Source organism: Zoogloea sp., assembly GCF_041911615.1.
GTDB lineage: Bacteria > Pseudomonadota > Gammaproteobacteria > Burkholderiales > Rhodocyclaceae > Zoogloea.
The window spans coordinates 1-11,541 of record NZ_JAYROR010000019.1 but is presented as its reverse complement, the minus strand read 5'-3'; the positions used below and the strand labels follow the sequence as shown (position 1 = coordinate 11,541).

Sequence of the window (11,541 nt, the reverse complement as noted above, 5' to 3'; positions counted from 1 at the left end):
GTAGGCCTTCGCCTCGCCACCAAACTTGCGCGACAGAACGGTCGTGATTGCAGCGGTCAGCGTGGTCTTGCCGTGGTCAACGTGACCAATCGTGCCGACGTTTACGTGCGGCTTCTTCCGCTCGAATTTTTCCTTGGCCATATCATCAACTCCGCAAAAAATCAGGAAATTGGAATACTACTCTGAACGCCGCACCATTGAATCGATGGTGCCCATGGGCAGGATTGAACTGCCGACCTCTCCCTTACCAAGGGAGTGCTCTGCCACTGAGCTACATGGGCCTCACACACGCAACCTGGAGCGGGTGAAGGGAATCGAACCCTCGTCATAAGCTTGGAAGGCTTCTGCTCTACCATTGAGCTACACCCGCGCTTTACAACGCACGACTCTTTTCACCACTCACGTCACCGCAACTCACGGACGGAGCACACAGCTAAACTGTTGGTGGAGGGGGAAGGATTCGAACCTTCGAAGGCAGTGCCGTCAGATTTACAGTCTGATCCCTTTGACCGCTCGGGAACCCCTCCAAGCGAGACGCGCATTCTAGACAGCACTTCGTCCGCTGTCAAACACATTCGACGCTTTTTTTGCTATCCCTGTGCTTTAATCCGGATCGCAAGCTCAACCGGATTGGACAATTCGACGCATGGACAAGGATTTGCTGGTAAATGCGGTGCTGGCCAGCGGGGTGGTGCTGCCCGCGCCGGGGCCGGGTTTTGTGCGCCTGCGTGCCGCGGCGGCGGACGAGGATGCGGGGCCGAAGGCGCTGGCCCAGGCGGTCAGTCAGGATCCGGCGATCACCGGAGCCCTGCTGCGGGTCGCGAATTCGCCGGTGTTTCGGCCGCGCAGCGTCCCGCGCACCGCGCTGGAGGCGATCACGATGCTGGGGCGCACGCGCACCCTGGCGACCGCGGCCAGCGTGGCACTCAAGGGCCAGTGCGAAGGCCTCGACCCGCAGGTGGTCGACGCGATCTGGTCGAACTGCGCGCGCGGCAGACTTCAGCTACGCGCTGGCTCGTTCGTCGCGGCACGCAAGGCTCGCGGACGACGCCTATCTGGCGGCGTTGATGCAGGATGCGGGCCTCGCAGTGGTGTTGCGGCGTGCGCCCGAGCACGGCGCGCTGCTGCAGGGCCGCGGCCCGACCCTCGAGGCGGGGGCCCGGGCGCTGGACGCGCTCTCCGGCACCGGCCACGCCGCGGCCGGCTATCTGGTGGCGCGCAACTGGAAACTGCCGGTCGAAGTTTGCGAGGCGATCCGCGCTCACCACGATCCGCGTCTGGCGCGCCGACTGGACAACACCGCGCGACGACTGGCGCTGCTGCTCGCGGCCGGGCGGCGCGCCCGCGACGGGATGTCGCCCGACTGGATCGACTGGGCCGACGCCGCAGACGCGGAACTGGGCCTCGACGAAGCGGCGCTGGACGCGCTGGGGCGCGAGCTGGACTGAGCCCTCAGCCGGCCTCGTCGCGATCGAGCTGGAATCGGATCGGCACGACGAAGGACGCCTCGACGGCCTCGCCACCGCGCCGCGCGGGCGTGAACTTCCAGTGCCAGACGGCATTGAGGGCCGCCTCGTCGAGCGCTTCGTAGCCACTGCCCTCCCGCACCTTGACCGATATCGGCACGCCATCGACCGACACGCGCACGTCGAGGCGCACGACGCCTTCAAGACCGCGACGACGGGCGATCATCGGATAGCCCGGCTTGGGGTTGTGCAGGTAGCTGGCGCCGTAGCTGGGCGGCGTGTAGGCCGGCGCGGCCGCCGTGGCCGGCCCGGCCGCAGGCGCAGCGGGACCGGGCGTGGCCGGCGACGAATTGGCGGTGGCGAGCGGCGCAGCGGCCGCGGCCGGCTGGGCCGCGGTGGTGATGGCGGGAGCCGGCCGCTCGGGGCGTGCCTCGCTCACCAGGCGCTGCGGCGCCGGCGCGACGACCGGATCGGGCCGGCTGGCCGGACGGGGGGAATGGGCGCGCTCCACCGACGCGGCGGGTTGCGGGCGCAGCGGCTCGACAGGCTTTTTGTCGGGAATCTTTTCGGGCGTTTTTTCCCGCGGGGGCTCGGGCAGCAGACGGGCCTCGAGGAGCCGCTGCGGCGTGTTCGCCGGCGCGCCCAGACCGCCGCCAAAGGCCAGCACGAGGCCATGGGCGACGATCGACGCGGCAACCGCGCAGGCCAGCCCGCGATCGGTCATCACAGCGCGACCCGGACGCCGAGGCGCAGGGTGCGCGGCTCGGCCGGATGGGAGTGGATGTCGGCAACGGGAGCGGCTTCGGTCTTCAACTGGGACTCGTAGTAGTAATCGATGTCGCTGACCTTGCGGTCGAACAGGTTCAGCACGTCCAGCGACAGGGTAATTTGCCTGTCCAGGCGGTAGCCTACCTTAAGATTGGTCAAGGTCGAGGGGGCGGATCGTACCGAATTGTCTTCGACAAGGGGGCGCGACCCCACGTAGCGCACGCGAAATCCACCGAACCAGCGGCCGCCGGCATCGAAGGACGCTCCGGCCGAGGCCACCGCCGCGACCGCGCCGGGCACCCGAGACCCCGCTGCCTCGCCGTCGCGAAAGCGTGCGCTCGAGACCGCCAGATCGGCATCCACGCCGATCCCCGCCGCCACCAGCCAGTCGTGGCGCCATTCCAGACCCTGCCGACGCGAAGGCCGGCTCGGTTCGGTGATCCCCGCGTCGCCGACGAACAGCAGCTCGGAGGCGAGATCGAGCCGCCACAACACGACGGTGTTGGTCCAGCCGGGCGCGAGGACGCTGCGCAGCCCCAGTTCGGCCCCGCGGGCGCGCACCAGGGGCCTCACCGGCGCCACCGGCTGGCCGAACTCGGGGCTGCGCGGGTCGGGATTGACGCGGATCGTCGTGCCGCGGGCGTCGTTGCTGTGAAAGCCGTGGCCGTAGTTGGCGTAGAGCTCGGTCTGCGCCCACGGCCCGAGAACGAGACCGAGCTTGGGCGCAGCGAGGAAGGCGTCGCGTTCGCCACTGTTCTGGGCGGTGTCGCTGCTCACCGCGAAGCGATACTGGTCGGCACGCAGGCCGGCAACTCCGCGCAGGCGGGGCGACCACTGCACCTGCACTTCGCCGAAGACGCCGGCGCGGGTCTGATCGACCCGGTCGCTGCGCACGCCGGCGTAGCGTCGGCGCGCTTCGCTGAGGAACAGCCCGACCTGCCCGATGCGATCGTGGCGCAGGTCGCCGCCGAGGGTCAGCGCCAGCGGGCGGCCAGCCCAGTCGGCGAACCAGGTGCGGCTGCCGGCGCCGCCGCCGATCTGGCGCCGGTCCACCTGCTCGAACTGGTCGCCCCGTAGCGGGTTGTCGAGCGCGTAGGTGAAATTCGAGAACAGGTCGAGGCGATAATCCACCAAGTAAGCGCTGGCGCGGCTGCGGCCAGTGGCGTCGCCGTGCGCCCACTCGCCGGAGAGACTCGCGCGGCGCGTGGTGCCACCGCTGCTCGGATCGAGGCTACCGAAACGCCCGAGTCCCCCCGCGTCGACGGCCCGCCGCGGCACCTGGTCGGTGGCCGACCAGCGCGACGTGTAGGCCATCGCGGTGAGCGACCAGCCGTGGCTCGCCGACCCCGACGACAGGCGGACCACGCCGTTCGCGCGGCGCAGGCCCTCGGGCTCGCTCCACGGCCCGTCGTTGCGGGCCAACTCGACGGCGCCGAGAAGCGTCGGCCCGCCTTCCGCCACGGGTCCGGAGCCCGCCGCCAGCAGCCGCCGGTAATCGTGTCGCGCCGCCTCGACCTGGACGAAAGGCTGCGCGAGGCGGCGCCGATAGTCGATATGCGCCGCGCCGGCCGCCGCGAAGTCGCCCTCGTCCACCGCGTACGGCCCCTTGCGGTAGCGCACGACCGACACCAGCTCGGGGATCAGGAAGTTGAGATCGGTGTAACCCTGACCGTGGGCGTGGGTGGGCAGGTTGAGGGGCATGCCCACCAGCCAGGTGGCGAAATCGGTGCCGTGGTCGAGGTTGAAGCCGCGCAGATAGTACTGGTTGGCCTTGCCGTCGCCGCTGTGCTGGGACACGACCAGGCCGGGCACCGTCTCGAGCACCTCGGCGGCGCGCAGCAAGGGCCGACGGGCCAGCTGCGACGCGCCCACCGATCCCTCGCTGGCGCTGCCGGCCACGCCGAGCAAGTCGGCGGCGGCCTCCACCTCGACGGTGTCGAGGGTGGGCATGTCGATGCCGGCCCACGCCGCCGTCGCGAAGCTCAGCAGCCAGGGCAGCGGGCAGACGACGCCCGCGCGGATGCTGAATTTTATTTTCATCTTATCCGGCGGCGACACACGACGCCGGCGTCAGCCCACCGCCTCCTGGGCCGGCAGGCGGGCCAGCCGCTGGCCGACGACGAAGCTCGCGAAGATCACCCCGACCACCAGCAGACCGAGGGCCAGCTCCTTGCCTTCGCCCCACGCTTCGGCGGCCGGCCAGGCCAGGCGGGCCGCGCCCCAGGCCGCAACCAGCAGACTCATGCCCGCCACCGCCAACGCCATGACCCGCGACGCCACCCGGGCCACGCCGTCGGCGCGGGCGAGCAGGCGCGCGATCCACAACCCGTTGGCGCCGTCCGCCAGCAACATGCCGGCCACGAACGCGAGCCCCAGCCCGACGGCGTGCAGCGCGCCACCCGCCTGCACACCGGCCACCGCGAACAGCGCGGCCTGGCTCACGGTGTCGAAGGACAGCGCGAACAACGCCCCCACCAGCATCACGCCGGCCGGGTGGGCGACGCGCCCGAGGCGGCCCAGCCAGCGCCCCTTGAGGCCGACCGGATGCACCATTTCGTGCGCTTCGGCGGCGAACACCGCACGCAGATTGAGCACGCCCAGTGCGCTGAGGAAAGCGATCGAGATCCAGGCGCCCGACAGTTCGAGCCACGCCGGCGCGGTCCAGCCGCGCGACAGCAGGCTCACACCCAGCGCGACGGCCACCACCACCGCGCCATGGCCGAGGGAGAAGAAGGTGCCGCAAAAGCGCGCCCAGCGCGGGTTGGCGCGGGCGTTGAAACGCGTCAGCCCGTCGATGGTGGCGAGGTGATCGGCATCGAAGCCGTGCTTGAGACCAAGCACGAACACCAGCAGGACGAGCCCAAGGCTATCGGTGGGCAGGACGGACATGACGGCTCCCGGAACGCGCGTATGAACTAATTATTTTAGTGCATACAACATCCGTGCCAGCCCTCCCCCACCGCGACGCCGGGCGCGGGACGTGGCGGGCGGTGGCAAGCGCGCTTCCGGCCCACGCCGCGATCAGGCAGCGTCGTTTCCGGCCAGGGGCAGACGCAGCACGAACTCGGCGCCGCCGTCGGGGTGGTTGCCGGCGGAGAGGCTGCCGCCGTGGCGCTCGACGATGCCGTAGCTGATCGACAGGCCGAGGCCGGTGCCCCGCCCGACCGGCTTGGTGGTGAAAAAGGGATCGAAGATGTGGGCGAGGTGGCGCGCCTCGATGCCCGGGCCGTTGTCGTGGAAGCGCAGCACCGCCTCCTGCCCGGCCGCGCCGGACTCGACGCGGCCGCGGATCGCGAGCCGCGCGACGGGCTGACCGGCGGTGGCGTCGGCGGCGTTCTGGACGAGGTTCATCACCACCTGCTGCATCTGCCCCGACGATCCGATCACCGGCAGGCTGCCGGGCAGATCCACCGTCACCTCGAAACGCTCCGGCAGCGCCTTGCAGACCCAGCTCACCGAGCGCTCGACCACCGCCGCCAGCGCGAAGCGGCTGTTTTCCTCCCGATCGAGGGCGGAGAAGCGTTTGAGGCCGTCGACGATGTCGCGGGTCCGCTCTGCGCCTTCGACGGTGCCTTCGATCAGCGGGTCGAGGTCGGCGAGGATGCGGTCGATGCGCAGGCGCTCGCGCAGGGCGCGGAGCGCGTCGCTCTGCCCGGCGGCGTGGACGGCGCTGAGGTACTCGGAGAGGCGCGACGCGTAGCGCTGCAGGGCATGGGTGTTGCCGAGGACGAAGCTGATCGGGTTGTTGAGCTCGTGGGCGACGCCAGCCACCAGCCGCCCGAGGGACGCCATCTTTTCGGAATGCAGGAGCTGCTGCTGGGTGCGCTTCAGATCGTCGTGGGCCTGGCGCAGCGCCGAATACGCCTTGCGCAGCTCCCCCACCGGCCGCCCCGTGACCACCACGCCGAGCGACTTGCCCACCGACGAATAACGCGGCGTGCAGTTGATGGACACCGCCACCGCGCTGCCGTCGGCCGCGCGCAGGGCCAGTTCGCAGTCGTGCACCGGGGCGTCGCCCCGCTGGGCGAACAGCCCCCTGGCGAGCGCCACCGCGGCGGGATCGGCCAGCAGGTCGAAGAACAGGCTGCCACGCAACGCCTCGGCCGAGCGTCCGGTGAAGACTTCCAGCGAACGATTGACGTCGTCGATGCGCCCGCTTCGGTCGCACACCACGAGGATGTCGGAAATCGAGGTGAGCACCGACAGGATGAAACCCTGGCTCTCCTCGAGCTTGGCATTCTTTTCCTCGAGGGCGACCTCGTACTGCAGGAGGTCGGAATACACCTCGTCCATCTTCTGGATCACGTCGATCCAGGCGCCCTCGCCCATGCCGTCCGGCGCGGCGGCGAGGAGCGCGGACGAATCCGGACGCGGGCGTTCGGGCCTGGTCATCGGTGCGGGGCTCAGGAACGCGGCCGGTAGTGGCCGTGGGGATGCGGGTGGGCGTGGTCGCCGTCGCCGTGCGCGTGGGGCTGGCTGCGGAAGTCGGCCGTGACCAGGTTGAGCGCGCCGTGGCGCACCCCGGGCTTGGCGATCAGCGCCTCGGCGAAGGCCCGTACCTCGACCGTGGGGCCCCGCAGGATCACGCTTTCCATGCAGTTGTCGTGATCCAGGTGGGCGTGCAGCGTCGCGACGCAGAGATCGTGGCGGGCGTGCTGCGCGTGGGTGACCCGCTCGGCGAGCTCCCGCTCGTGGTGGTTGAAGACGTAGGACAGGTTGGCGATGCAGTGGGGCGCATCTTCCCGCGCCAGACGCGCGCCCTCGATCTGGGCGCGCAGGATGTCGCGCACGGCCTCGGAGCGGTTGGAGTAACCGCGCTCGGCGATCAGCGCGTCGAAGGCGCGGGCCAGGTCTTCGTCGAGAGAGATGGTGAAGCGTTCCACGATGGGCTCCGGGCAGGACAGGCGGCTCATTCTGCCCGCCACCGCCAGCGCCGGCAATCGGCGGCGGCGATGCCATAATCGGGGCTTTCCGACTTCCTGTGAGAGCTTGCCCATGGCCCGCGTCATCATCCAGCTGCCCGAACGCTTCGTGTTTTCCACCGAGGTGCCGATCTACATCGGCCACATCAACTACGGCCACCACCTCGACAATGCGCTGCTGCTGTCGCTGGTGTCCGAGGCGCGGGTGCGCTTCTTCAAGTTCCTGGGCTACACCGAACTCGACGTGGAAGGCGTCGGCATCGTCGTCTCCGACGCCGCGGTGCAGTACAAGTCCGAGAGTTTCCACGGCGAGACGCTGGTCTTCGAGATGACGCCCGCCGAGTTCAACAAGTACGGCTGCGATCTGGTGTGGCGCGCCACCGACAAGGCCAGCGGCCGCGAGGTGGCGCGCGGCAAGACCGGCATCATCTTCTTCGACTACGGCGCCCGGCGTCCGGTGCCGGTGCCCGCCGGCTTCGTCGCGAAGACCGACCCGGCGCAATGCGCCTGACCGGCTAGGGCTGCACGCCGCCGACCACCAGCGTGACCGCCACCGGCGCCCCCACCGCCACGCCGTCCACGTAGAGCTGGTACTGGAAGCGGCCGGACGGCCCGACGTAACGGAAGCCGCCGTCCTCGAAGAAATCCAGGCTGCCCGAGGTTGGCCAGGCGGTGATCTGGGCCCGGAGTTCCTTGCCCGCGTCGGCCGGCAGGGTGATGTCGTTGGCCAGCACCGACGGGCCGGCGTCGCCGCTCGTCGGCACGGCGCCGCCCGACACGCCGTGGCCGGCGTACTGGCTGACCACCACGGCCCCGGCGATCAGCGGGTTGGAATCGACACGGATGCTCATGATGCGGTGATCGGACCGGTGATGCCGGTGCCGCCTGCGGATGTCTTGATGGCCACGTGGTACGGCGTGCCGGCCACGATGGCGGCGTGGGTGATCGGCGCGAGCACGCCGGCGGCGTTCGTGGTGAGACCGCCGACGGTCGCCACGGCGACGAAATCCGACGCCCGCAGCACCGTGCAACGGATGCCGGCGAGCCCGGCCTGCACGGCACCGGCGTTGTTCTTGAGCGCATCGGCGACGACGACGCTGCCCCCCACCGCGGCCAGCTTGACCGTGGCGCTCAGCGCAACCGAGCGGTTGCCGGCGGCGTCGAAGGCACGCACCTCGAAGGTGTCGGTGCTGCCGGCGCTGCGCCCGCTGATGGCGACGCTGGTCGCCTTGCCCGCGGCGGTCCAGGTGCCGGCGTTGAGGCGGTATTCGTAGCCCGTCACCCCGACGTTGTCGGTGCCCGCCGGCCAGCTCGCGGTGTAGCCGCTGGCGCTGAGGCTGCCGATGGCGACGCTGCCCGCGAGCGTCGGCGCCGTGGTGTCGGCCGGCGGCAGCGCGGTGGTGGTGAAGCTCGCCGGGGCCGACCAGGGGCCAGCCCCGGTGGCGTTGGTGGCGCACACCCGCAAGGTGTAGGCGGTGCCCGCGGCGAGCCCGGCGATGCTGGCCGGCGAGGCGCCGAGGGCCGTCGTGGCGCCGCCGTTCAGGGAATACGCGAAGCCGGTCGCGTCGGCCGCCGCGTAGGCGTAGGCGACGCTGGCGCTGGTCGCGGTCGGCGTCACGCTCTGGATGGTCGGCGTGCCGGCCGGCAGCGCGGGCGCCGGGGCGCTGCCGGTGACGAGCGCGAAGGTGTTGCCCGCCGCGAGACTGGCGTGCAGGTCGGCGATCTCGGTGGCGCTGAGCTTCTTGTCGAAGTAGGCCAGCCACACGAAATCGCCCGCCCACGATGTGGATGGGTTCCGCGCGAAGCCGTTGAGGTGCATGGTGTCGGCGAGCTTGCCGGACATGGCGGCATTGGTCGCGACGCCATCGACGAAGAGATCGCCGGCCAGGGTGCTCCAGCCCGCGGCGTTCCACTGACGCACCGCGAACGAGTGCCATTGGTTGTCGCCCGCGATGCTGCGCGCCGGGCTGACTTCGACCAGACCGGTGCTGAGGTTGCCGTCGTTGATGCCCAGGTTGCCGGTGCTCGGGTTGAAGCCGACCATCATCGCGGCGGAGCCCAGCGTGCTGCCCGGCAGCCGCACCGGATGGGTGCCGTTGCTGCCGAAGCCGGTCATCCGGCTCACGACGATGAACAGCGTGCCTTCAAAGGCAACCTGGGTCGGGATCGCGTAGTCGTTGAAGGCGAAGCCCTTGTAGTCGTAGCCGCTGCCGGTGCAGCGCACGCCCTTGCCGAGGGGGGTATCCACGTAGCCGAGTCCCGCGTCGAGGGTGAAGGCGACGCCGGCGCGGGCCAGGTCGACCAGCGCGACGGTGGCGGGGTCGACGCCGATCAACACCTTGACCCGGCTGGCCAGGGCGTGGGTGGAATTGAGAGCCAGAGCCATGTTCAGATCCTCAGGCCATAGACGCGGTCGGTACCGGCGCCCTGGCGGTTGGTGACTAAAATTGCGCAGTTGTACGCGGTGGACCAGACGCACTTGAGCTCGTAGGACTGGCTCGGCGCCCAGAACGACGGGCCCAGGCGGTAGCCGGTGTCGGTGACGGTCGGGACCGCCTTGTTCCAGTCGAGGATGAAGGCCCCGATGACGCCCCCGGTGGCACCCGCCGAAACGTTCTGCGCCCCGAAGACGATGCGCCCGTCGGGCATCGCCGCCGACCAGGTGTTGGTCGCGTCCCAGCCGGTGAGCGCGGGGAAGTCGGCGATCTTGAGCACCGTGGAGCCGGCGAGGTTGGCCTTGGGGTGGATTGCCCCGAGCCAGGTACCGGGGGTGTCGTAGAAGCCGCCGACGATGACCAGGTGGCTGGCGAAGTTGTGCAGCCTGGCCTGCACCGAGGCGTAGGTGCCCACGCCCCAGATGCTGCCGCTGGTCAGCGTCTGGCCGTCCTCGGCGAGGTGCGAGACGGTGGCGCCATCGACGCGCCACCAGCCGTTGCCCGGGTCGCGCACCACCGGCGAGCCGGTGCTGCCCTTGCAGAACGAGGTGATCGCGGCGGAATCCTGCTTGCGCCAGACGCCCTTGGCGGTGTTGTAGTACCACAGCGGGCAGCGCCGGTTGGCGATGTCGAAGCCCACCGGCGCGACCGTGCCCCAGCCGTCGTAATCGGCCCAGTAGGCGTGGTCACGGGCGTCATAGACGAAGCCGGCCTCGCGGGTCGCGGGGTCGAACCACAGCGTGTCGAAGGTGTGGCAGCCCCACGGCCGGGTGTTGGCCGCATCGGCGAACAGGAAGCCGTCGGCCGTCACGTGGTGGGCGCCGACGCAGGGGTCGGGCGCGCCCATGCGCTTGAACAGGCCGTCGGCGGCGTCCCAGCGATACCAGGTGTTGATCATCTGGGCCTTGCCGTGGCTTTCGCAGCCGTACATCCAGAGGATGCCGCGAGCCTCGTCCCAGGCCGCGCCGGCGTGGCCGGAAGCGGTGTAGATCGCGCTGGCGGGGTTGTAGTCCACCGCCGGGGCCGAGGACAGGAGCTGGAAACCCTTGCCGCTCCAGCCGGCGAGCAGCGCATGGACGGTGCCGCCGACGAGGTCGGGCGCGGCGAGGACGTGACGGCCGGCGTTGATCGGCTGGCCGGCAGCCACGCTGTAGGTGTCGGGAACGGGATAGGCCATGGACGGGGTGACTCCGGAAATCGGGACGCCGGCCGCAAAAACGCCGGTGGCATGAACCCGGATTGTAGTCGATTCGCATGAAAAGCCAAGCGCGGGACGCGACATCCTTCACGGAGACGCGCAACCTGTGCTTACAGTCGCCCCCGGACACGCCGCGACGGACGCTCTAAGATGGCGACGCCGGTCGCAATTCGCGCCCCGCCCGTCTTCCGGAGCCCGTCATGTCCCATTCCGTCGCCCGCCGCTGCCTGCCGGCCGTGCCCGCCGGCGCCCTGCTCCTGCCCCTCGGCGTCGCCGCGCAGCAGGTGTTCGTCAATGGGCCGGTCCAGCTTTACGCCGGACCCGCGCCCGGCTACCCGGCGATCGCCACCCTTTACCCGGGCGCCGAGTTGAGCGTCGTCGGCTGTCTGGCCGACTGGCAATGGTGCGACGTGCTGCTGCCCGACGGCCTGCGCGGCTGGGTCTTCGCGCCGAACCTGAGCTACGCCTGGATGGGCAACGCGCTGCCGGTGCCCCAGTACGGGCCGGCCATCGGGATTCCGCTGATCGGCTTCGCGGTCGGCGATTACTGGGGCCGGCACTACCGCCACCAGCCGTGGTACGACGACAGCCGCTGGCGGGCGCCGCCGCCTCCGCCGGTGCGCGTGCTACCGCCGACCCGCGACGGCTGGCAGGCCCCCTTTCCGCCCCGCTGGGAACGCGAGGCCACGCCACCGCCACGCTGGGGCCGCGATCCGCGCTGGGACGCGCCGCCGCCCCGCCACGACATGGGC

12 protein-coding genes, 3 tRNA genes and 1 pseudogene are annotated in these 11,541 nt (G+C 70.4%); 4 read left to right on the top strand and 12 right to left on the bottom strand.

What is annotated here, in order from left to right; translation table 11 throughout:
- The 4 genes from ACE3P2_RS02750 to ACE3P2_RS02735 all read right to left on the bottom strand — a co-directional run.
- Positions 1 to 141 (bottom strand): GTP-binding protein (locus ACE3P2_RS02750; RefSeq protein WP_374260711.1); only part of this gene is annotated, 141 nt, incomplete at its 3' end.
- Positions 142 to 206: 65 nt separating this feature from the next.
- A tRNA-Thr gene (locus tag ACE3P2_RS02745) sits at positions 207 to 281 on the bottom strand.
- 15 nt (positions 282 to 296) lie between these two features.
- Positions 297 to 370, bottom strand: a tRNA-Gly gene (locus tag ACE3P2_RS02740).
- 72 nt (positions 371 to 442) lie between these two features.
- Positions 443 to 527 (bottom strand) — tRNA-Tyr (locus tag ACE3P2_RS02735).
- Positions 528 to 646: 119 nt separating this feature from the next.
- On the opposite strand from ACE3P2_RS02735, the pseudogene ACE3P2_RS02730 reads away from it, so the two are divergent.
- Together ACE3P2_RS02730 and ACE3P2_RS02725 are read left to right on the top strand one after the other, a co-directional pair.
- A pseudogene (locus tag ACE3P2_RS02730) lies at positions 647 to 904 on the top strand (HDOD domain-containing protein); the annotation flags it as partial.
- Positions 789 to 1,448, top strand: coding sequence for an HDOD domain-containing protein (locus tag ACE3P2_RS02725; protein ID WP_374260709.1), 660 nt, complete (start codon positions 789 to 791; stop codon positions 1,446 to 1,448). The pseudogene ACE3P2_RS02730 and the gene ACE3P2_RS02725, both read left to right, overlap by 116 nt.
- 4 nt (positions 1,449 to 1,452) lie before the next feature.
- Here ACE3P2_RS02725 and ACE3P2_RS02720 read toward each other — a convergent pair whose 3' ends face one another.
- The 5 genes from ACE3P2_RS02720 to nikR form a co-directional block, all read right to left on the bottom strand.
- Positions 1,453 to 2,190, bottom strand: a complete 738-nt coding sequence (locus tag ACE3P2_RS02720; protein ID WP_374260708.1) for a TonB family protein — start codon at positions 2,188 to 2,190, stop codon at positions 1,453 to 1,455.
- Complete coding sequence (locus tag ACE3P2_RS02715; RefSeq protein WP_374260705.1) at positions 2,190 to 4,274, bottom strand: TonB-dependent receptor; 2,085 nt, start codon at positions 4,272 to 4,274, stop codon at positions 2,190 to 2,192. Before ACE3P2_RS02715 ends, ACE3P2_RS02720 begins: the two co-directional genes overlap by 1 nt.
- A 30-nt stretch (positions 4,275 to 4,304) precedes the next feature.
- Positions 4,305 to 5,123: a nickel transporter gene (locus ACE3P2_RS02710; protein ID WP_374260702.1), complete on the bottom strand. Its 819-nt coding sequence runs from the start codon at positions 5,121 to 5,123 to the stop codon at positions 4,305 to 4,307.
- Between the two features lie 132 nt (positions 5,124 to 5,255).
- On the bottom strand, positions 5,256 to 6,626 hold the full coding sequence (locus tag ACE3P2_RS02705) for a sensor histidine kinase (RefSeq protein WP_374260700.1): 1,371 nt from the start codon (positions 6,624 to 6,626) through the stop codon (positions 5,256 to 5,258).
- Between the two features lie 11 nt (positions 6,627 to 6,637).
- On the bottom strand, positions 6,638 to 7,147 hold the full coding sequence (nikR, locus tag ACE3P2_RS02700; RefSeq protein ID WP_374260698.1) for a nickel-responsive transcriptional regulator NikR: 510 nt from the start codon (positions 7,145 to 7,147) through the stop codon (positions 6,638 to 6,640).
- A gap of 82 nt (positions 7,148 to 7,229) precedes the next feature.
- Here nikR and ACE3P2_RS02695 point away from each other — a divergent pair, with 82 nt between their 5' ends.
- Positions 7,230 to 7,667, top strand: coding sequence for an acyl-CoA thioesterase (locus ACE3P2_RS02695; protein ID WP_374260695.1), 438 nt, complete (start codon positions 7,230 to 7,232; stop codon positions 7,665 to 7,667).
- A 4-nt stretch (positions 7,668 to 7,671) separates the two neighbouring features.
- On the opposite strand, the gene ACE3P2_RS02690 is transcribed toward ACE3P2_RS02695, so the two are convergent.
- The 3 genes from ACE3P2_RS02690 to ACE3P2_RS02680 are packed head-to-tail and all read right to left on the bottom strand — an operon-like array spanning position 7,672 to position 10,768.
- A complete protein-coding gene (locus ACE3P2_RS02690) occupies positions 7,672 to 8,007 on the bottom strand; it encodes a hypothetical protein (protein ID WP_374260693.1) in 336 nt (111 codons plus the stop codon).
- On the bottom strand, positions 8,004 to 9,542 hold the full coding sequence (locus ACE3P2_RS02685; protein WP_374260691.1) for a hypothetical protein: 1,539 nt from the start codon (positions 9,540 to 9,542) through the stop codon (positions 8,004 to 8,006). Before ACE3P2_RS02685 ends, ACE3P2_RS02690 begins: the two co-directional genes overlap by 4 nt.
- A 2-nt stretch (positions 9,543 to 9,544) precedes the next feature.
- Positions 9,545 to 10,768 carry a hypothetical protein gene (locus ACE3P2_RS02680; protein ID WP_374260688.1) on the bottom strand — a complete coding sequence of 408 codons (1,224 nt, stop codon included), beginning with the start codon at positions 10,766 to 10,768 and terminating at the stop codon, positions 9,545 to 9,547.
- A 221-nt stretch (positions 10,769 to 10,989) separates the two neighbouring features.
- On the opposite strand from ACE3P2_RS02680, the gene ACE3P2_RS02675 reads away from it, so the two are divergent.
- A partial coding sequence (locus ACE3P2_RS02675) for an SH3 domain-containing protein (RefSeq protein WP_374260686.1) occupies positions 10,990 to 11,541 on the top strand: 552 nt, incomplete at its 3' end.